This is a genomic window from Paenibacillus provencensis, from assembly GCF_042678545.1.
Taxonomy (GTDB): domain Bacteria; phylum Bacillota; class Bacilli; order Paenibacillales; family Paenibacillaceae; genus Paenibacillus; species Paenibacillus provencensis.
Genome location: NZ_JBHTKX010000001.1, coordinates 1,791,527 through 1,812,215 on the forward strand (window position 1 = coordinate 1,791,527; position 20,689 = coordinate 1,812,215).

Here is a 20,689-nt window from a genome sequence, read left to right on the forward strand (position 1 = left end):
GGTTTCAGCACAGCTTCACGCAATGTACATTTTTACAGATATTACGTTCATATAAAAACCTCCCATTTATCCCGTGATAAATGAGAGGCTGATGACAAAATTTCAACTTTCATCAGAAAGTTGTATGATTTTATTCTTCAAACTCCACGTTATGATACACCTGCTGTACATCCTCCAGGTCTTCAAGCACATCAATGAGCTTCTCAAATTGTGTAAGTGCATCGCCTTCCAAGGATACAAAGGTTTGCGGCAGCATCGTTAGCTCAGCTACAGTAAACTCCGTTACACCTGCATTTTTAAATGCATCTTGTACTGCATGGAATTGATCCGGCTCCGCATATACGATAACCGCTTCATCTTCTTCCACAATATCACGGACATCCAGATCAGCTTCCATCAGCAGCTCAAGCACTTCATCTGCAGATTTGCCTTCCACCCCGATGACTGCGGTAGAGTCAAACATGTAGCTGACAGAACCACTGACACCCAGATTACCGCCATTCTTCGTAAAGGTTGAACGAACTTCAGAAGCCGTACGGTTTACATTGTTCGTAAGTGCATCCACAATGACCATCGATCCATTTGGACCAAAGCCTTCGTAACGAAGCTCATCAAAGTTCTCTTCTGATCCGCCCTTCGCTTTTTCCAGTGCACGGTCAATGATCGCTTTCGGTACGTTGTAAGTCTTAGCACGCTCCAGAACGACCTTTAGCGCACGGTTCGATTCCGGATCAGGCTCGCCTTGACGGGCAACAACATAAATCTCACGTCCGAACTTCGCATATACGCGACTTGTGCTTGCGTCTTTGGACGCCTTCTTTTCTTTAATATTATTCCACTTACGACCCATATCAATATTCGCTCGCTTTCAATAGAGATTCTAAACAATCCTTTATATTATAGCTTTTATGGGCCGGCTTGAAAAGTTACCATGCTGCAGTACTCACGATTTATCTAAGGTCTACTCTAGTTTATATGAAAATAAAACTGTATCATACTATACATAAAATTCCATAAGTAATTCTGACTATGAATATAGGAGTGAACTAATTAAGATGAATCGAATTGCCATCATTTTAGAGAAGAATCTGGAGCTCGGCGCTGCATCTAATGTATTGTAAAAAGCATAAAGAGATCCGCAACTGGAGCAACGCATCTCATGTTGCGGATCACTTCAATTTTTCACCTAACTGAATCCTCACTACAATGTTAGTACACAGGAATCTCAATCTTCTGATCTACTTTCCCCGGATATTCGTTAATCTCAAAAGTTAAGGGTTGTTCATAATCTTCATTTGGAATGTTCACCATGTATAGAAGTGTAGTCCTATTATCTCCAAAACTAAATGCGGATTGAGGTGAGCCTGTTATCTTATATTTTATACCTGCAGCGTCAGTAAACACGCTATCTTCTTTAAGCAAACGTAATACTCGATACGGTGGTTTATTAAATGATTCTTCCGGATCATTATACTCAAGCTGAATATATACATAATCCTGATTCCGATCTATTTCTGCAATCTTCAACCGATGATCAGGAGCTTCTACCATTTCTAAAGTATCTGTATTGAGCACAAACTCTAAATTCTTGTCAGACAGACTAACGCCATCTAGCATTATGGATAGATGATCTGGCTTGTCAAAGTAAATACTATCCATGTATGCAATGTACGATCCTGAGCTTATATCCCCAGATCCGTTCGTTCCATTTGAGATTTCAGCCCAATGGTTCCCTTTATTGTCGGTTAACCTGAACCCATTCAAATGGTTAATATTCTTTGTATTCTCCGTATCCGTTTCCATTCGGATCATGGTTTGCAGCGGCGTAATCTCCATATCATGAAACGTTAGAGTTTGGTTATCGATGACAATAGTTTTATTGATATCCATGTGTTCTCGCATACCTGCAAACCGAGAGTGATCTACTGGGAATGTAACTTCAAGAGGCTGCTCGTTTATATTCATCTCAAGCTTAAGCTCATTGGGAAGTAGCTCACCATGTTCCATATTTAGCTGAATACTTTGATAAATGATCGTCTCGTCTTCGTTTAGCGAAGTATGACCATAACCAATCGAATGAGGAGCATCTTCGTCGATAATTAACTCAATAGCATCAGTTGCGTCTTGGTGTTCCTTAAGATCGGGACCGCTCACGGAATACAGGATTACAGCTTCTTCCTCATCGGCAATGATTCCGCCAACAGCCAGTTCATACTCTCCGCTTGTATCCGATACATGTAGTTCCTGCAGCAGATCATGTTGAGCAGCCAGCATGAAGTTCTGATCATAATCAATGACTTCTATATACTTTTGCATTTTCGGTGAATAACGACTCTTGGCATCAGTTTCAGATAATACGTGCCTCCATCACCAAATATCCTGCTAACAGCATTGCAGCCGCAGAAGCTATAATTAAAAACAAGCGTTTCTTTTTGTTGCGATCCCCCGGATGTTTAGCTTCATCATTCAAATGCTCATCACTGACAGATTTTTCTTCATTCCTGTGATCTGAATTCATTGTCTACCTCCCACCTAGTCACGTACCAATGTTCTAAATCTATAAACGTAATGGGTGGACGGTTGGTTTGCTGAAATTACAAAAGTACTATATTAAAACTTGAAATTTGCACACTAAATAAAAGTTGTCATTCCGTAAAAACTATTTCATTTCTTTACGCTATATATTTGTACGTTCCACTGTCTTTACCATATACAGCTTCTCATTAAAGCCAATTTTTTTGCGAAACAGTCGTTGCTTTACAGCCTTATAGGTATGAAACCCCTGCTTTTCATAAATAGATCTTGCACCTATATTTGTATCAACCACTTCTAGTTTGAACACGGTAAAAGGAAGCTGTTGCATTAATTCAAGCAGCAATGCTGTCGCGATGCCCCTCCCCCGATACTTAGGGTCTGTTGCTACTGCCTCCAAAAAGCACTCATCTCTAAGAATTGGAGCGGGTACGTGAAATTGTTTTGCCAGGAAATAATGAACTACACTGCCTTGAACCTTACCTAGTATGCTTCTTAGGAAGCCTTTATCAAAATGCTGAGAGCGAGTGATGCTCGTCGAGTATGCGATAATTCCGACAACTTGACCATCAATGGTAGCAGCGTAGAATTGATCTTTATTCAATGACGCTTTTATTATTTTCTTTAACATACTTTTATCTTTCGACATCGAGCTTAACTCGTTATAATAACTATTCACGTAGACGTCCGCGGCCTGCATTAGCTGCTCCTCAGTAAGCTCTGTCAGCTTTACAATGTTTATTAATTCCATCCGTCTTTGCCTCCAATTTATAGCCTAACGGTTTATGCTATAATTTAACGTGTCTGAGCTCGGTAATACATACATCTAGAGACTGATTTTGACCCATTAAAAAGGAGACTTCATACAACGATGCCATTTACTTTCGCCCATCCTGCTGCTGTTCTGCCTTTCTCTCGCAAGAGCAAGTATCTTCATTTTACAGCTCTGGTGCTGGGGAGCATGGCCCCGGATTTTGAATACTTTCTACGAGGTCAGCCTGCAGGGATGACCGGACACACCTTTGCCGGTTTCTTCTATTTTAATTTGCCGCTGGTCGCGGTGGTCTATCTGATCTATCATTATTGGATACATAACAGCCTATTCGATCATTTGCCTGTATTTATGCAGGACCGTTATCAGCGCATCTCTAATTTGGGTTTACCAGCTAAAATAATCATCTTCTGCTACTCTGCCTTGCTTGGGATGTTAACGCATGTGGTGTGGGATGCTTTTACGCATCAACATGGATTTGTTGTTGATCGGATACCGTTCCTAAGCGCTGACCTGCAAGTATTGGGCTATGAGATTCCCATCTACAAAATACTACAGCATGGCGGAACGCTGGCCGGACTATCATTGATTGTTATTTACTTACTCTATCGAGCAAGAAAATATAAAGCATTAGCCAATCGCAGTACTCCTTCTAACCAAAAGTGGATGTACTGGCTTTCCATTGGTCTACTATCTATAGTATTCTTCATTATTTGGTTTATCGCTGATTTGGTACCTATTCATAGCATAGGTGTTCATGTCGTCAGATTGATCGATTCCGGTTTGATTAGTCTGCTCGTTGTATCGATCTTCTTTAAACTTAAAAATAACAAGGTGCGCCTCCATCGTTGAGGCGCACCTTGTTTCAAATTATAGATTTCGATCTTCTCTCCAGGTAATCATAGGCCGACAAAGCTACCTCGGCTGCGGCGTACCCGTCTTCTCCCGTAATTGCTACTGGTCTTCCTTCAAGAATACAGTTCACAAAATCCTGAAGCATGTAATAATCCATCTTGTCTCCAAAGTAGCTGTACCTTGCCCTCCCTTGCTCTATACTGAACACTTCATTGACTTGGGCAAAAGCATCCATTCTTATGATTCCTTGGGTCCCGATAATATCCAGCTTAACATCTCCCCAATAAGGAAACACAGGATTACGAGACCAGCTTGTATCGATGACTCCAATCACGCCATTCGCAAACTCCAAATGAACAATACCGGAATCCTCGACAGGAATATGGTGAAATAGTGTCCCCTTCTCAGCATGAACAACTCGGGGCTGTACTCCGAGCATCCAGTTCAGCAAATCGGCAACATGTACCGTATGATCGAGCAGCGCACCACCGCCTGATCGTACCGGATCGACAAACCAGCCGCCTGGCATTCTGCCTCTGTTATACCCTTTAACGGCCATGACTTCACCAATCTCGCCTTGATCTAGTGCTTCCTTAACCCGAATCACAGACGGAAGGTAGCGGCAAGGAAAGGCGGTCATTAACTGTACCTGCATTTCTTGGCAAATATCAATCATATGCCTCATTTCCCCTGCGTCCTGTTCCAAGGGGCTTCTCGCATAATATATGCTTGCCTGCCTTCGCACTGTCAGTAACGAGTGAGGCATGATGAACATTCTCTGAACAAATGATGACTGCATCTAAATCCGGCAGCTGGAGCAGCTCCCGATGATCTTGATAGAAATGAACATGGTCGCGTTCAACTATCGCTTGGACCCGATCATATTGGTGATCTGCGATCGCTGTTACCTCAGCATTCTTAATATGCTGCAGCTGCCTGTAATAGCTGAAAGCATGGGAATGAGCAAAGCTGATCATGCCGATACGAAGCTTACGCATCCCGCCACCATCCTTCTGTTAAACGAAATGATTTCATCGTCACCGCTTGCCCATTCTTTGCCGAATAAGCAGCTGCCTGCACTATAACTGCCGCCTTCCATGAGTCCTGCAGCGTTATATCAGGGTCAGCCTTATGAGCTGCAATATGAAGCACAGATCGCATGAATCCGTCGGCCGCATCCTCAAAGGCAGGACTCACCATGCTGAATTCGGAACGGTGCTTAGGATGAGCACAATCTGTAATCACATACTTTGCAGACGGGGAGCTCACTCTTCTGATCTCCACCGATGTGCTCATCTTCGGACTAGAACGAATAATTCCTTGATTACCTGCCATCTCGAATTCAGATGATTCCGGAATCGGATAACCTAACATGCCTTCCAAATTCACAATGGTTCCACATTGATACTTTAGTGTCAACAGCGCATACTCAGCCCACTCCTTACGAATATGCTGTGCGAATACGCTCTCCACTTCACCTAACAAATGACACATAAATTCAATTTCTTCAATAAAAAGTGCCATGATGGTTCCGTTACGATGAGCAGAGGATGAAGGCAAATGGCTGCCGCCAGCTTCCTCTCTTGTCATCATGCGTCTCACATGAACGACGCCTGGGCTGCCGATCACTCCCGCTCTCACCTGCCGTGCCAAATCCGAATAATCCGGTCTGAACAAGGCCTCGTGAGAAGGAATTATTTTTACACCATGCTGTTTGCACATCGCAACAAGCTGATTCATATCTGTTGATGACAAGCCGAAGGGCTTCTCGCAGATCATAAGAACTCCCGCTTCCGCAGCGAAGTGCAGATCAGCCAAGTGCTCCTTCACCGGAAGTGTAAAATGAAGGATATCCGGCTTCTGTTCTGCCAGCAGCTCTGGCAGGCTATGGAATACGGTCAAATGAACGTGCTCTGCCCACTCTTCAGCGTCACCCATACTTGGAACACACACACCAGATAACTGAATCGCAGGATGCTGCGCATAGCGCTGTGCATATTTAGCAGCTCCGGCACGGTATCCCATAATCGCTATTTTCATCGGTTGTTTAGCTTGCATTATAACGTTCATAAGCAGCTTGGTAGATCTTCATATACTCTTCAAGTCCCATTTTGTCAATGGTCTCCACATACGTGTCCCACTCATCAAAAGAGGCACTTCCATTAACGAATTTTGCTTCCATTTCGCCAATATAATCATGAATGTCTTTACCAACCGAGGACATAAAATCCGTCTCTTCGTTCGTAAAGTTAAAGTTGTACCAAATATCTTCCACTGCGTCTGGTTCAGCCTTCTCTGCGGCTTCCATCGAATTTGGCAAGGTTTCTGATCCTTTAAAATATTCGCCTTTCACATAACCAGGATAACTTCCGCCTGTCCAGGTGAAATATTGAGTAAGCGCCTGATCCATCGTGAGTCCATCCGGGTTATTTGTAATTTCTTCAATGTATTCAAGCTCGCCATCCGCATTTTTGTTATAAGTGGTGCCTTCTTCTCCCATGAAGAAGAACGTTGCACCTTCCTGTCCGAAGAAGTGATCCATCCAGCGGATCGTTGCTTCCGGATGCTCGTTCTTATCTGTAATTGCAAAGGCTCCTACATGCACCATCGGAACCTTCACATGGGAATACAGCTTATCGCCATGCGGCCCTTCCAATGCGCCGAGTCCGATGTAGTTATTCTTGCCCATTACCGTATCCGGGTTCGGAACGATGGTGGAACCGAGCAGGTCGGCCTGTCCCTTGGCGTTCAGAGCACTGCTCTCAATTGTGAATATTTCTTTGTCAATTAATCCTTCTGTGTACAGCTTATTCATAAATTGCAGCATTTCCTTGTACTCTGGCAGCGTCTTCGTGAAACGGAGCTCATTCGTGTCCGGATCCACATCGACGAATTTATGTCCAAGACCTTTCGTTCCTAGACCCCATGCCCCTTTGACCTGATCGATGATTGATGTAATACCGGTACCTCCAAATGGAATTTCATCATTCTTGCCATTTCCATTCAGATCGGTCTCCTTGACCGCCGTTAGATAATTATAGAATTCATCAATAGTATCCGGCTCATCCATGCCCAGCTCCTTCAGCCAGTCTTCATTAATCCATAAAGGTGTACCGATAAGCATGGATAAGAAGTTGGGATCATAGAAAGAAGGCAGAGAGTAAATATTCCCGTCCGGCATCGTCAGACCTTTACGAATTCCCGGATTCTTATCCATCAGCTTCTTGAAATTGGGAGCATACTGATTAATCAGATCATTCAGTGGGATGAATACCCCTTGCGGTCCATATCGGGTCAGTTCAGCAGAGCCTACTCTTGCGGAGTAGAAGACATCCGGATAATCTCCGCCGGCCAGTGCCAAATTGCGCTTCTCTGTCAGCGTTTCAAAAGGAACTAGATTAAAGTTCACATCAATATTGGACAGCTCCTGATACTTCTCCCACACGAGCACTTCATCGTAATTGCTGCTGTTTCCTGCCCACTTCCCGGTGAAAAAATCAAGCGTAATTTTCTCATTGACGATCGGCATTCCCGTCTCATTCAAATTGGATGTTGCTTCAGTAGCAGATTCTCCTTCGGCTTCTCCGCTGCCTTCACTTGAGCCGCAGCCCGCCATTAAGCTTGCTGCAATAACCAACGACAAAGAAAGTCTCCCCCATTTTTTCCACACCTTCTAATTCACTCCTCTATAATAGTATAAAATCTCAGTTATCCTTTAATAGCGCCAATCATGACACCTTTAATGAAATATTTTTGCAGGAACGGATAAAGGATGAGCATCGGCAGATTCGTCACCATGACGGCTGCGTATTTGATGGCTTCAACCTCCATCAAGCTTTTGGAATATGTATCGCTGCCCAAGTCCACCATATTTTGCATTTGATTCTGAATTAGAATTTCTCTTAAAAACAGCTGCAGCGGATACTTATCCCTGTCAGATAGATAGATCAGAGCGTTGAAATAGCTGTTCCAATGACCTACGGCATAAAATAATACCATAACCGCCAGCACCGGCCCGGACAGCGGAAGGATAATCCGGACAAGCAGCTTCAGGTTGGAGCATCCATCCAGAAATGCTGCCTCCTGCAGCTCTCTTGGAATGGAGCTTTGGAAGAACGTCCTCATAATTAGAATGTTCCACACGGATACCGCTGTAGGCAGAATCATCGCCCAGAACGTATCCAGCATCCCCAGATCCTTAATCAACAGATAGGATGGGATCATGCCTCCGCTGAAGAACATCGTAAATACGATCAGGATCGTAAAAACATTTCTCCCTTTGAAGTCCTGACGAGACAGCGGATATGCCGCAGCAATCGTCATCACCACATTGAGTAGGGTTCCAAAGAACGTGTATAGAATCGTGTTGAGGTAACCCTTCATCAATTCGTTATTCTCAAATATCCGTTCATAACCGACGAGAGACAAACTTTTCGGCCAGAGCCATACCTTGCCCAGCATAACATCCTCCGGACTGCTAAAAGAGGCGATCAGTACAAAATATATCGGATATAAGACAATGAGAGAGACGAGTCCAAGCAGAATGTATATTGCAGTCATGACGTAACGATCTCCCCGGCTTTCTGCCATGCTTACAGGCCTCCTTTCTACCAAAGACTGCTTGAGCTGACTTTACGTGCAATCCGGTTAACCGTGAGTAACATAATGAAATTAACGACAGAATTGAATAGTCCGACTGCGGCCGAGAAGCTGTACTGTGCCCCGAGTATACCGCTGCGATAGACATTGGTAGAGATCACATCCGAGCTTTCCATATTCAAGTCGTTTTGCATCAGGAATACTTTCTCGAACCCGACGCCAAGAATGGAGCCCATGTTCAAGATGAGCAGTACGATAATCGTTGGCGCGATGCCCGGTAAATTGATATGCCATATTCTACGGAGCCTGGATGCTCCATCCACTCTGGCTGCTTCATGAAGCTGCGGATCAATCCCGGCAAGAGCTGCGATATAGATAATGGAGCTCCAGCCCATCGTTTGCCATACACCGGACCATACGTAGATGCTCTTGAACCAGCCAGGTTCTGTCATGAAGCTGATTGGCTCCCCGCCAAATAACGAGATGACTACATTAATGAGTCCAGATGCGGGAGACAAGAACATCATGATCATGCCCACCATGACAATCGTGGATAGGAAGTGCGGCATGTACGTGACGGTTTGCACAAATTTTCGAAACTTGCCTGTTCTCAGCTCATGGATCATGAGTGCAAGGATAATCGGAATGGGAAACCCGACGATCAGTTCGTATATGCCAATCCCCAGCGTGTTCTTAATAATTCTCCAGAAATAGAAGCTGTCAAAGAATCTCTCAAAATGCTCGAAACCGACCCAAGGACTTCCCATGATCCCTTTGTACGCGATGAAGTCCTTGAAGGCAATTTGCACTCCATACATCGGAATATAATGAAAGATAATGAAGTAAGCGAGCACAGGCAGAAACAATAAGTACAGCTCCCAATTTCGGGTCCATGCTCGCAGGCTGCTTCTCTGCTTCCATTTCTTTCTCTCAGTTACCTGCATCTTGGTTGCTATATCCTTCCCAATACTTAACACCCCCTTTTTACAGTTACAAATGCAAGCACTGTGATGTCACTTCCAAGTCACATGATACAAGAGCTTTTGCTAGAAGGGTATTTACCGTTCTTTGGTTTGTAGACATCTATTCAGAACTTTACAAAACCTATCATCTTTTCTTAAAAACACAACACAATCTTAAAAAATACACAGCTGTATTTTACATCTGATTTACAATGGTGCCCCTGCGATTTAATACTGTCTTGCTACAATAAGCCGATTAAGAAGGATTCGGTCAAGCATTGGCAGCACAGAAATAACGTTAGGAGATGAATGTACGATGAAGTGGATCTGGGCCCGCAAGCGTTCTTTATACTTTAAAATATTTGTGAGCTTTCTCACCCTCATTCTGTTGTTTGGCTGCTTCTATGTGCTTATCTATACAATGTTTCGTAATGGACTTGAGCAGGAAATTATGCGCAGCAGTCAGACGCAGACGGAGAATACAGCAGAGAGATTTGCCCAGCATTTTGAGAGAATACAGATTCTGCTCTTTCATCTATATCACAATCCGGATCTGATCAGCTTTAATAGTGAACTGACGAGGTATGGCATTGACGGAGCGAATTTCTTGAAAGCCAAGGAGGTTATTGAGGAGATTCGACGAGAGGCCTATAATTCGTTGTTTATGATCCAAGATGTCATTGTCCATTTGGATCAGGCTGATCTTGCGTTTGGCAAGAGCGGCAGCAGCAGCAGTGAATATATGTTTGAGCGTTTTTATCATAATGTGAACTATACCCTATCCGATTGGCAAGAAGAGCTTAATCAGCAAGATTCATTTCAAATGCTGACTGCTTCTAACTTCGAGCTTGCGGCGATGAACATCGAGTCCAAGAAGCTGATGCCATATATATTCCACTATCCCGACACCTCTTATCAGCTTGTAGCAATGATTGATATTGAGCAGGCGGCAGATGCATTTTACGGGACGACAGGTCAAGGAAATTTAATGCTGATGGATGAAACAGGAAATATCCTGTACAGCAAGGATGGAAGTGCTCAAGCTGATCAGATTCCCCAATTCAATCAAGATGAGAACATAGTGAAGCACAATGGAGTTTATTATTTCAAGACCACTGGCAGTGACGGAATCACCTACATTACATCGACTCCAGACACACAAATCACCGTTCAGCTGCAGCATATCTCCAAATATTTACTGCTGGTGTTTATCGCTTCACTCGCGGTCGCCATTATAGCTGCAGTTGTACTTAGCAGAAAGCTTCACTCCCCTGTGAAGCAAATGCTCTCAGTTCTGTTGGATCGAACTCAGGGCGATGCTGGCGAAAGTGAACCTCCTATGGGGAATGAATCCAATACGGCGGGACAGATCTGGGAATATGATCTTATCCACAGCCGAATTCAACAGCTTCAGAAAGAAAAAGAGATGGTTATCCAGCGGATGAAGGAGCAAAAAGCAGCGCTCCAAAGCTATACCTATATGAATCAGCTCAAAAATATCAACACCGACATTAATGAGTGGTCAGACTTCCTGAACAGCTCGGGGCGATATCATATTGTTTATTATGATATTCGTTTGCGCCAAGCCGGAATGGAGGCTCAGGAAAATAAGATCCGGGTTATCCGCCATTTGCTGGAGCATATCCATCTGATTTCTTCAGAATGTGTGCAGGATACACATACATTCCAGCTGGAGAGCGATGAAATCGTCTCCGTATTGAAAGGAGCCTCTGCACAGGATTTGAACATGCTGCTAGAACGAATCAAGCAAACGTTCGATGCGGACCAAGAGCATTATCTTGTGACCGTAGGCGTCAGTCCGCATGTTGCTGATGCTTCCGGATTTAATGAGGCGTATCAACGTTTACGAAATCTGTCATCACAAGCCTATTTAATAGAAGAAACTCAAATTATATTTGAGGAAAGAGCGCTTCCTGAGCTTCCTCCCATTTCTTCAGCCATGCAAAAAAATCTACATCAAGCTCTACAATCAGGGGATGAGGAACGCTGTATGGAGCTAATTGAAGAACTGCTGGTGCCATTTTATAAGCAAGGAGCTGGAATACAGCAGTTCCAGGAGTATGCTCATCTCATTGCTGTAAAACTGTTGGAGAGTACCAAGGAGCTTCTGCCCGGCGAGGATACCTACCCTGCACTGAAGCTGTGGATGGAAGGAATAGAGCATTGTCATTCCTTTGCCGAGTATCGTTCAGGCTTCCTTCCATTTGTCTCGGCTGCATGCGCGCTTACTCGCAAACGCCAGGACTTAACATCAGAGCCCATCGTCGTTATGTTCTTCGAAATTATTCAGCACAAGTATATGGAGGACATTTCGCTGGATTACTTATCCGACAAGCTCAATTTATCCAGCGCATATCTCTCAGCCTATATTAAAGAGAAGACAGGAATGAATTTCAGCGAGCATTTGCAGGGAGTGCGCATGTCCAAGGCATGCGAGCTGCTTGTGACTACGGACCTGAATGTGAACGAGATCAGCCAGCTCGTTGGATATCATAATATCACCTCCTTTAACCGATCGTTTAAGAAGCTGACCAACATGACGCCTGGTGCGTATCGGAAACAGCGTGTTCTGCAGGAGCATAAGCTGAGCAATGGATGAAAAAAACACCTTCAAGAACATGTCCGCATTTTGTCAGGATGTGCGGTATGCATTGAAGGTGTTTCTCGTCTTCCCATAATATTTAACATCTCACTTATTAAATTTCGTACTGACGGATAAACCTGCCCATTCGTTTTGCCGCTTCTATTAGCCTTTCCTGTTCTTGTACGAGAGCAATCCGAACGTATCCCTCTCCTTCGGTTCCGAAGGCTTCGCCAGGGATGACCACAACCCCTGTTGCCAGCAGTAATTCACGGGCAAATCTCCGTGAGGCCTCTGCCGATCCTTTAAAACTCGCAGGAAGCGGAGCCCATAAGAACATCGTCGCTTTTGGTTTCGGAACATTCCAGCCCTCGGCTGCAAGCGCCTCGACAAAAGCATTTCGGCGAGCCTCATATAATGGAGCAACTCCCCGATCTCCTTTCCCCTTACTCATCGCCTCTTCCAGCGCAGCAATCGCTGCTGCCTGAATGGGTTCGAATACTCCGTAATCAATGTTGCTCTTCAGGTCACGAAGTGCGGCTACCACTTCCGGGTTACCAGCTAAGAAGCCAATTCTGCAGCCAGCCATATTAAAGCTCTTCGAGAAGGAATGAAATTCAACGGCGATATCCTTCGCGCCTGGAAGTTCAAGAATACTCATAGGCCGATAATCATCAAATGCCATCTCAGAGTACGCCAAGTCATGTACAATGAGTACGTTCCACTTTGTCGCGATTCGAATCAATTTCTCATAAAATTCTGTATCCGCTGTCACCGCAATCGGATTTCCGGGAATATTAAGCAGTATGAATACAGCTTCCTCCCATACTTGATCAGGGACATTATCTAAATCAGGTAGAAAATCGTTTTCTTCCTTCAGTGGAAGATACCAAGGCTTCACCCCAGCAATGGCAAGAGAACCAGCGTATATCGGATATCCGGGATCAGGAACAATGGCCAGATCTCCAGGATTACATATGGCCTGAGCCAGGTGTGCCAGCCCATCTTGAGACCCCATAAGGGCTAAAACCTCTGTATTTGGATCTACATCCACCTCAAATCGATGCTTCATCCATGCAGAAGCCTGCTGACGGAAAGGCTGGCTGCCGGAAGTCCCCGGATAAGCATAATTGCTCTCATTAAGAACGGCTTCACTCAATATGTTTCGAATATGAGCCGTGGGCCCGCGGTCAGGGCTTCCAATGCCCAGATCAATGATCTCATTGCCGGAAGAGCGTGCTTCTTCTTTCCAATCTGCAACTTCTGTAAATATAGACGAACCCAAATATGATAATTTCTCGGCCCTCCAGGACCGCTTTATTTTCTTAAATGTCAATGCATGCACCCACTCTTGTTTTTTCCATCTATTATATCATGAATGAATTTCAACATATGAAATTGATTCGCATGGAGGATTCATGTGGCAGGTAGAACAATAGACAAAAACTCTGCCAGTGGCAGAGTCTGTCATACCATTCTTACGAATATACTAATGAAAAATTAATGAAAAATATCTAGATTATACAGCATCAGAAACAAGAATGCCGCTGAAGTTCTCAGGCCCTACCCGAACGGTTCCGAGCAAGTTAGATGTAACAAACGCTGTATACGTTAATTGTGGTGCTATCGGCGGGTTAAAATCTGCCGCGTTGAACGTAATAACTTGAGGAGCAAGTACACTTAAATTAAAAGTTGAAGTCGCTGAATAAACGAGGGGATCTGTTGAGGCGGTCCCTCTGACGATCGTAATCGTAATCCCTACGAGAGCAAGAGGAAGCTGCAATGATATCGTCCCTTGTAAAACGACACGTGGATTTGCACCAGCCCCTGCGGTTTGAAGTCCGATCTGACCAAATAATTGCGGAGTATTAATGACTAGAATCGGGATGGAAATGGAGTTGGCAAAGCTGGCGTTCTGTGAGGTTCTGGAATCAATAAACTCTGACATAACCTTACCCCCAATCCTATTAAGATATAATATAGTATGTTACATGACAGATTTGGTATGGGTGATTAATAGGAGGTAAGCATCTAAATATATGAACCGAAGAGGTATATCGACAAAAGCTAGATTCCTTGATTGTGAACGGTTTGCGGTTGAATGAGTCCTCTTCCTATTACATTTGGAGATAGAGGCGGCTTACCGATCTCCCTTGCCCACAACGATATTTGTCCAATATGATGAATCTGGTGTGCAATCGTGTGCCGCATAATCTCTCCCCATGCATCGACGTTCACTTGACCTGTAGGTTCGTCAAAATAAAATGGAGTTTCCTCCATACTGTCGTTCCAATTCTCAATAAACTCCTTGATGTCCAGACGGTAACGTCGATCGAGCTCCTGAATCTTGTCCACTGTATTGAACTCATCGAAATTCTCCTCATCATGGGACTTCCCTTGCATCATTTGGATCCAGCTCCACTCCACATCAACAATGTGAAACAGTGTTCGCATGATGCTGCCGACACCGCCAGTACGCTCCTTGACCAGTTCCTCATAAGGAACATCCCTGCACCATTCATACCACTGTTCTCTCAGCTGCCAATTATGCTTAAACCATACCTTCATCCTATCATCCTCCCGTAAAATATTGGAATAACACGGATATTATATCAAACACCACTCCCTTTGTAAGCACATATGTTCTTCATTCAACTAAAATATACCTCAAAACTTAAATTTGAATGATTGAAGAAACTGCATTGAATAAAAAATAAAAACTACGGGGAATCCCGCAGTTTTATCCGATCAACTTTCCTTAATGTATGATCCTAAATTTCGAATTGTCCCTCCAATCCCTTATCGTGCGAACTAAATCAATAAACTGAGTGTAAGCAAATTGAACAATGTGAGGGGTAAAATAACGTTCGGGTTTGGCCCTGAGCCGAAACCTGGGCCATATCCAGGACCTGGCCCAAATCCGGGGCCGCCATGACCAGGTCCATATGGCCCATTACCTCCACCGGGTCCCCAGCCTGAGCCAGGTCCTCCGAGTCCGGGTCCTCCGGGACCGAACCCAGGTCCTCCGGGACCAAACCCAGGTCCGAATCCTGGGCCGCCAAATCCCCGCTGTTCATGAACTCTGATATATACATGATGAGGGTCTACATTTACGATGGTACCTTCAAATGTTTCGCCATCCAATGTTTGTATGCTGACGTCATGGTTCATGAATTGCTCACAGGACTCTTTTACATATTGCCGATACTTCTTCAAATAATCCGCTGTCTCATGTTCACATTGAAACATCAATTGTCGTTCACGCTGAGTAGACATGACGTTCCTCCCTGTTCTCTTCTTTGTTATGCAGTATATGCAAATGCCCATATATAAGTGTTTGCTAATTGCAAATGTTAATATAATAAGGTCGATTGACATCCACAAATGACATATTCTCCATTAATACGTGCACCTTGGTAACACCAGTTTCCCGGCGTATACGGCATAATTTGCTGAGTCACACAATCCGTGCATTTGGTCCTTAACCCTACAGGATCACTGGTATACCACCATCCCGAAGGATGCGGGCACAAGCCTCTGCAGCCCATAAGCGCATTGTATGTTGTGCATGTCACATAAGTGGAAGGACAGGCACCGTCTGAACCACACCCGCGGCACAGCTGACCATGTGGAGGAAAACAGGCCCCCGAGAGATAAGAAATTTGGGCCGTATTACGATCACGAATGAATAACCTGGCTAGTGCTACCGCTATCGCCTCGGCAGCTTTATTCAAGACTTTGCTTACCCCATAAGCATAATTCCATTTTCTAACTTGCCTGCTGATGAAGTCCTGGATCTTTTCATCTTTATTTTTTGGATTTCGCCACATACTTCACCTCTTCATGAAGCTTTTGAAGCCTTAACATATAATTCCAGTTGGTCTCTGCTGTTAACTAGACCTTTGTGCTTGATTATGCCATCCCGGTCAATCGCATAGGCGAACGGTGTTACCTGAACATCGAGCTGATTCGCCAAATCCGGACTTACCAGCATCACCTCATCTGTATAATTGATCTTTCTCACATACTCAGAAGCAAGCTCAGCAGTTGAGAATAACAGAAGGATCGGCTTCACCTCATTTAACTCCGCTATGCGCTTGAAATCCGGCATTATCTCTGCACATTCTTTACAGGTTGGAGAACCAAAGAGCATCAAGGAGGGGGAGCCGAGCAACTCGACTGTCGACCACTCCTCCCCTTCTAGCCTCAAGGCTGCAGCTGCAGGTATCTTATTCCCAATAGGAATTCCAGACTGATTCACTCCCCGGGCCGTTCCCATAATCATGATCCCGAGCTGCCTGAACAGCACTAGATTCAGAATAACGAGCGGAACGACCAACAGCCACAGTATGATATACGATAGCCAAAATAAAATATTCAACCTCCGCCTCCTCCCCGCTTGCTTATGACTTGCCGGTTTAGACCAGCAACGGACCGGTATGCTGCAATGGCATACAGCGCATCAGGCACGCCTACAGCAATGAGTAGAGCGAGCAGTACAAGAATCATATAGATTAATACACCTTCGGGTATAATGACGGGTTCGTAGATTTGGTAAGTAAAATAACAGATCCATATCCCAGCAAAGACAAACAATAGGTTCAGTAGAACGAGCTTATAGCTTAATTTGGAGCTCACCTGAGGGCCTAGACAGCCGCAAGCTACCTTACCTTTTGTATGCATGATGAACAGAACCCCTATAGCTTGAGACAGATAAACCAGTGACAGAAGAATAAAGCTGAAGGAAGATTGGTAAATGAAGACGATAAGAGCAGCAAGAATTTGTACACTGATGAGTGCCTTATAGAGGGATGGATGTGCTGGAAAATTACTCGGATCACCAAGTACTTTTCCCCAAATGAAACTGGCTGCCGACATGAGTAATGGGAAAGACATAAGGATAGCAAGAAGTTCGTACATACCTCTACCACTCCATCTCCATATCACTCTTGAACACTAGCCCAATCACAATCATTCTTATGATTAGAAATACCCATTGGCTTCGTCACATTAGGAGACTAACAGTACCGCAATAGAGCCCAAGATAAGCAAGTAGGACAGCGTCAGCCTTATTGCCGTGAGGAGTGTATAATGTCCGGCTCTTTTTTCAAGCAATCGATACACCAACGAACGGACCACAGGGAGACTGTACACCGTCCCTCTTATGCATCCGAAACAGCATCCAGCGACAACACTTGCCCACCACGGTGAAGTGAATAACGAGACAATGACGTAAGTATGAAACAGCACACCTGCCTGCAATGTGAGGAAGCCCAGCCCCAGTATATTTCCCCACAAGGCCGCAGTCCGATAATCCGCCTTGCTAATCCAAGAAGAAGGCACGATAAAGTTGCCTGAAGGCAGGATCGCGGACTTGTTGAACATCTCAAGAAGCATAACAATAATAAAACATGTGATCAGAATAGGCTCGTAATAGGCAGAGACTGCCGTTAGGCTGATGATCGCATTCAGCCCACTAATGATCAAGCCGGTCACGGTCCCACCAGCCATGCAAGAGATAATATAGATGAATGCATATTTGACTTTGTTCCCCTTCGTATGCTCAAGACTTCCCAATACGTTAAGTCCACAGGTGGTATCTACACTTGCAACAGCAGCACTTATGGCAAACAAGAACAGGATCAGCAATAGCAGTGTTCTCCTCCCTTCGAATGCTCTTTACGCCCCATCTATTTCAGCATATGAACCATTCACGTTATTTATTTCTTAATTCAAGAGCGTGGCTATAGGTTATTTCGTTAAATTGACATTTGCCCTGACATTCGTACCTGATGATCTTTCATTCTCAAGCATACAATAGGTATGTACGATTTGATCTCATAACGTAGAGTGCAGGTGTGCCGAGTGAAAAAGAAGAATCAATTATATGTAAGAATAGAGCAGGATCACAGCCATCAACAAGGGCAGCAAGCATGGCAAGAAGCATCCTAATCATCATCCGTATCCAAAACGTCACAGCAAGAATCGTCATGTAAAGCCATACTTCCCAATGAAGCTGAATGGTTAAAAGGGGAAATAATCGGTGTAAGGTTTACACTTTTTAGAAGCTATTCTCAGCCTCATAATAAAGACATCAAGAAGGAGGTCTTTATTATGGATGATTACACACAGCACAAGCTGTATGAATATCAGCAACAAATTTGGGAACATCAGGACCGCAGAGGGATATTAAGAGCTTATTCAAGCAGCAGCGCAAAGAAAAGGATGAAACTAAGGTCTCATGTTGGATTTATTAATCTAAGCCTGTTATATGGTTTCTTCCGGAAACGCCGGTCACGAAAAGCAAAATCCTCTTAAAAAATGAACAGGTGGATTCAAAGAAAGAGCAGGTCTGCTAAAATGCAGCCTGCTCTTTTATTTCAGAATTTTGTATAACTCAATTTACCTTTGAGCTATGCTTTCCAAATTTCCTTGAAATCAATCCATCCGAGCGAATTAATAGCTACTCCTTTGAAGGAAGCATCGGATTGTATTTGAAAGCTTGAATGATTGAGAAACAGCACATGGGCTTCTCTTCTCAAATATTCCTCAACCTCTTCGAGCATGGCCATTCGTTCATCAGCCCATTTGCAAGCCAGAGCACGATCTATCCGCTCGTGTACCCAATCCGCTATACCGGGGTCCAGCAACTCTTTAACATAACTGCCGTGCTGTTCATAATTCTCGACCAGGCACACCTCTTCACCCGGAAGGACAACGGAATGAATAATACAGTCCAGCTCTTCTACTAAATGGTCTTCCAGAATATTGGTCATGCTTTTGGCAACAACAATCGCCTCAATGTTCAGGTCAGCAAGTCTTCCCCTAATCCATTCTGCGTCACGCACATGCAGTCCATAGCTGCCAATAACAAGGGGTGATCCATCGTATCCCGATTCCTTCAATAACGCTCTGGCATACTGCTCATCCACATGATGTGCTTGCCTTGAATAGCGGTTGTCTGCAAGAAAGGAATGGGCCGGGTGGGAGCGATGCTCTCCTAATTCCTGTATCATTCTCGCTCTGTCCAGATACAGATTAACCGCATGACGAAACTGGGCCGTTTGCTGACTCCCCTCTTTTGTCATGTTCCAGGTAAGAAGTCCGGTGCAGTAATGCTCAGAACCAATATTGTCAAGCGGCTTTATGTCCTCCGGAGCTTGAGTATCCAATGCAGCAGCACTAGTGTCCATTACACTTTCAGCAGTCAAACTGTTCAGACAGCTCCATTTTCTAGACGAACCTCCTATAATTCCTGCCTCCTCCGGCAGCGTAGCAACAATTACGCTGTCTAAGTAAGGCCGACCCTGGTAGTAATAAGGATGAGCATTCATGGTGAAGCAGCCTTCCGTCCATTCGGCAAACTGAAACGGCCCTGTTCCAATCGGATGCTTCCAATACTCCTCTTCTGAGAGCCCCGCATAATCCTTAGGAAGAATGGACATGGATACCGCTGTAACGAATCGGAGAAAGATCCAGTTCGGGCGATATAATACGAAGCGAATGGCATGAGATGACAGGACTTCAATTTGCTTAAGAGACCTGAGAATCCAGCTATTTCTTCTATTTAAGGCAAGCCTCTCCATCGTAAAACGGACATCCTCAGAGGTTAACTTCGTTCCATTATGAAACAAGACTCCTTTTCTAAGGTGAAACGTCCACTCCGTAGCATCTTCATTGGATTCCCAGTGGTGCGCCAGGGCCGGAATAAACCGCTCTGTATTTATATCGTAGATCACTAACCGGTCATAGAGCTGCTGTATCATGTGAGCGGACAGGCTGCAGAAGCAATCCGCAGGGTCCATTGTATTTATTGGCCGATAGATCGGTATTCTTAGTACATCCTTTGTCTCACTGCCCGTTTTATGTTCTTTTTCGAGTCCAAAATAACCATCCAGCCATAGAGAGAACTGATCAATCGAATTCTGTTCTCCATGAGTATGGAGCATCTCGAAGGCTTGTTTAAATTGTCCCTTTCGGGCAAGATCTTTGGCTATTGTGATCAGCATCTCTTCCCGATCGACAAGGAACGTAAGCCTTGATCTATTCCCTCTGCCCCTGCCGGATACAAAATTGATCCAGCCTTGTTCTGTCATTTTTCGTATAACCAGTTTCGCATTTCTCGTCGTGCAAAATAGGATCTCAGCGATACTCTTAACGGTAACCTCAATGGAGACATCGCCTGTTCCTCTGGTACGCAGCTTCTGGTTTAGTACAAGATATTGCTCATACAGCATGATCACTCAGCCCCTCCTTTGGTAAGAGAGTTTCCTATCCATACATTGTACTCCTTAGGATGGAGCTTAGGAATTATTTTTTCATCGAAAAAACCATCCGTGGTTTATTACGAATGGTTTTATATTGGTC

22 protein-coding genes are annotated in these 20,689 nt (G+C 44.4%); 3 read left to right on the forward strand and 19 right to left on the reverse strand.

The genetic code is table 11. The annotated features are described in order from the left end of the window. Positions 1-130 precede the first annotated feature (130 nt). The 4 genes from ACFQ3J_RS08495 to ACFQ3J_RS08510 all read right to left on the reverse strand — a co-directional run bounded on the left by ACFQ3J_RS08495 (position 131) and on the right by ACFQ3J_RS08510 (position 3,283). Positions 131-850 (reverse strand): YebC/PmpR family DNA-binding transcriptional regulator, encoded by a 720-nt coding sequence (locus ACFQ3J_RS08495; RefSeq protein ID WP_047913983.1) that lies wholly within the window; start codon positions 848-850, stop codon positions 131-133. A gap of 359 nt (positions 851-1,209) precedes the next feature. Next, positions 1,210-2,316 carry a DUF5643 domain-containing protein gene (locus ACFQ3J_RS08500; protein WP_251583581.1) on the reverse strand — a complete coding sequence of 369 codons (1,107 nt, stop codon included), beginning with the start codon at positions 2,314-2,316 and terminating at the stop codon, positions 1,210-1,212. A 31-nt stretch (positions 2,317-2,347) separates the two neighbouring features. Then, positions 2,348-2,518 carry a hypothetical protein gene (locus ACFQ3J_RS08505; RefSeq protein WP_251583580.1) on the reverse strand — a complete coding sequence of 57 codons (171 nt, stop codon included), beginning with the start codon at positions 2,516-2,518 and terminating at the stop codon, positions 2,348-2,350. Positions 2,519-2,677: 159 nt separating this feature from the next. Next, positions 2,678-3,283 carry a GNAT family N-acetyltransferase gene (locus tag ACFQ3J_RS08510; protein ID WP_251583579.1) on the reverse strand — a complete coding sequence of 202 codons (606 nt, stop codon included), beginning with the start codon at positions 3,281-3,283 and terminating at the stop codon, positions 2,678-2,680. A gap of 120 nt (positions 3,284-3,403) precedes the next feature. Here ACFQ3J_RS08510 and ACFQ3J_RS08515 point away from each other — a divergent pair, with 120 nt between their 5' ends. Next, a complete protein-coding gene (locus tag ACFQ3J_RS08515) occupies positions 3,404-4,156 on the forward strand; it encodes a DUF4184 family protein (RefSeq protein WP_251583578.1) in 753 nt (250 codons plus the stop codon). A gap of 13 nt (positions 4,157-4,169) precedes the next feature. Here the strand turns inward: ACFQ3J_RS08515 and ACFQ3J_RS08520 are convergent, their stop codons facing one another. The 6 genes from ACFQ3J_RS08520 to ACFQ3J_RS08545 form a co-directional block, all read right to left on the reverse strand. After that, positions 4,170-4,835, reverse strand: coding sequence for a Gfo/Idh/MocA family protein (locus ACFQ3J_RS08520; protein ID WP_311287143.1), 666 nt, complete (start codon positions 4,833-4,835; stop codon positions 4,170-4,172). Next, positions 4,828-5,157 (reverse strand): Gfo/Idh/MocA family protein, encoded by a 330-nt coding sequence (locus ACFQ3J_RS08525; RefSeq protein WP_311287141.1) that lies wholly within the window; start codon positions 5,155-5,157, stop codon positions 4,828-4,830. The genes ACFQ3J_RS08520 and ACFQ3J_RS08525 overlap by 8 nt, the downstream gene beginning before the upstream one ends. Further along, complete coding sequence (locus tag ACFQ3J_RS08530) at positions 5,150-6,217, reverse strand: Gfo/Idh/MocA family protein (RefSeq protein ID WP_251583576.1); 1,068 nt, start codon at positions 6,215-6,217, stop codon at positions 5,150-5,152. The genes ACFQ3J_RS08525 and ACFQ3J_RS08530 overlap by 8 nt, the downstream gene beginning before the upstream one ends. After that, positions 6,207-7,775, reverse strand: a complete 1,569-nt coding sequence (locus tag ACFQ3J_RS08535) for an extracellular solute-binding protein (protein WP_251583663.1) — start codon at positions 7,773-7,775, stop codon at positions 6,207-6,209. Before ACFQ3J_RS08535 ends, ACFQ3J_RS08530 begins: the two co-directional genes overlap by 11 nt. Before the next feature lie 92 nt (positions 7,776-7,867). After that, positions 7,868-8,749 (reverse strand): carbohydrate ABC transporter permease, encoded by an 882-nt coding sequence (locus ACFQ3J_RS08540; RefSeq protein WP_251583574.1) that lies wholly within the window; start codon positions 8,747-8,749, stop codon positions 7,868-7,870. A 17-nt stretch (positions 8,750-8,766) separates the two neighbouring features. Next, positions 8,767-9,702, reverse strand: a complete 936-nt coding sequence (locus ACFQ3J_RS08545; RefSeq protein ID WP_251583572.1) for an ABC transporter permease — start codon at positions 9,700-9,702, stop codon at positions 8,767-8,769. Positions 9,703-10,036: 334 nt separating this feature from the next. On the opposite strand from ACFQ3J_RS08545, the gene ACFQ3J_RS08550 reads away from it, so the two are divergent. Then, positions 10,037-12,340 carry a helix-turn-helix domain-containing protein gene (locus ACFQ3J_RS08550; RefSeq protein ID WP_251583570.1) on the forward strand — a complete coding sequence of 768 codons (2,304 nt, stop codon included), beginning with the start codon at positions 10,037-10,039 and terminating at the stop codon, positions 12,338-12,340. A gap of 97 nt (positions 12,341-12,437) precedes the next feature. On the opposite strand, the gene ACFQ3J_RS08555 is transcribed toward ACFQ3J_RS08550, so the two are convergent. From ACFQ3J_RS08555 to ACFQ3J_RS08590, 8 genes are all read right to left on the reverse strand, one after another. Then, complete coding sequence (locus ACFQ3J_RS08555; protein ID WP_251583569.1) at positions 12,438-13,658, reverse strand: aminotransferase class I/II-fold pyridoxal phosphate-dependent enzyme; 1,221 nt, start codon at positions 13,656-13,658, stop codon at positions 12,438-12,440. Between the two features lie 183 nt (positions 13,659-13,841). Next, a complete protein-coding gene (locus ACFQ3J_RS08560; protein WP_091155759.1) occupies positions 13,842-14,270 on the reverse strand; it encodes a hypothetical protein in 429 nt (142 codons plus the stop codon). Positions 14,271-14,389: 119 nt separating this feature from the next. Then, the gene (locus ACFQ3J_RS08565) at positions 14,390-14,890 is read right to left on the reverse strand and encodes a DinB family protein (RefSeq protein WP_251583568.1); all 501 of its coding nucleotides are present in this window, start codon (positions 14,888-14,890) and stop codon (positions 14,390-14,392) included. A gap of 243 nt (positions 14,891-15,133) precedes the next feature. Beyond that, the gene (locus ACFQ3J_RS08570; RefSeq protein ID WP_091155755.1) at positions 15,134-15,598 is read right to left on the reverse strand and encodes a hypothetical protein; all 465 of its coding nucleotides are present in this window, start codon (positions 15,596-15,598) and stop codon (positions 15,134-15,136) included. A 77-nt stretch (positions 15,599-15,675) separates the two neighbouring features. Next, positions 15,676-16,152, reverse strand: a complete 477-nt coding sequence (locus tag ACFQ3J_RS08575) for a hypothetical protein (RefSeq protein WP_251583567.1) — start codon at positions 16,150-16,152, stop codon at positions 15,676-15,678. 11 nt (positions 16,153-16,163) lie between these two features. Then, positions 16,164-16,703, reverse strand: coding sequence for a TlpA family protein disulfide reductase (locus ACFQ3J_RS08580; protein WP_091155751.1), 540 nt, complete (start codon positions 16,701-16,703; stop codon positions 16,164-16,166). Beyond that, entirely contained in the window at positions 16,700-17,242 is a 543-nt protein-coding gene (locus ACFQ3J_RS08585; RefSeq protein ID WP_251583566.1) for a MauE/DoxX family redox-associated membrane protein, read from the reverse strand. The genes ACFQ3J_RS08580 and ACFQ3J_RS08585 overlap by 4 nt, the downstream gene beginning before the upstream one ends. 90 nt (positions 17,243-17,332) lie before the next feature. After that, a complete protein-coding gene (locus ACFQ3J_RS08590; RefSeq protein WP_244533161.1) occupies positions 17,333-17,971 on the reverse strand; it encodes a hypothetical protein in 639 nt (212 codons plus the stop codon). A gap of 465 nt (positions 17,972-18,436) precedes the next feature. Here ACFQ3J_RS08590 and ACFQ3J_RS08595 point away from each other — a divergent pair, with 465 nt between their 5' ends. After that, positions 18,437-18,640 carry a hypothetical protein gene (locus tag ACFQ3J_RS08595; RefSeq protein ID WP_091155742.1) on the forward strand — a complete coding sequence of 68 codons (204 nt, stop codon included), beginning with the start codon at positions 18,437-18,439 and terminating at the stop codon, positions 18,638-18,640. Positions 18,641-18,735: 95 nt separating this feature from the next. Here the strand turns inward: ACFQ3J_RS08595 and ACFQ3J_RS08600 are convergent, their stop codons facing one another. Next, positions 18,736-20,559 carry an ABC transporter substrate-binding protein gene (locus tag ACFQ3J_RS08600; RefSeq protein WP_251583565.1) on the reverse strand — a complete coding sequence of 608 codons (1,824 nt, stop codon included), beginning with the start codon at positions 20,557-20,559 and terminating at the stop codon, positions 18,736-18,738. Positions 20,560-20,689: the final 130 nt, after the last annotated feature.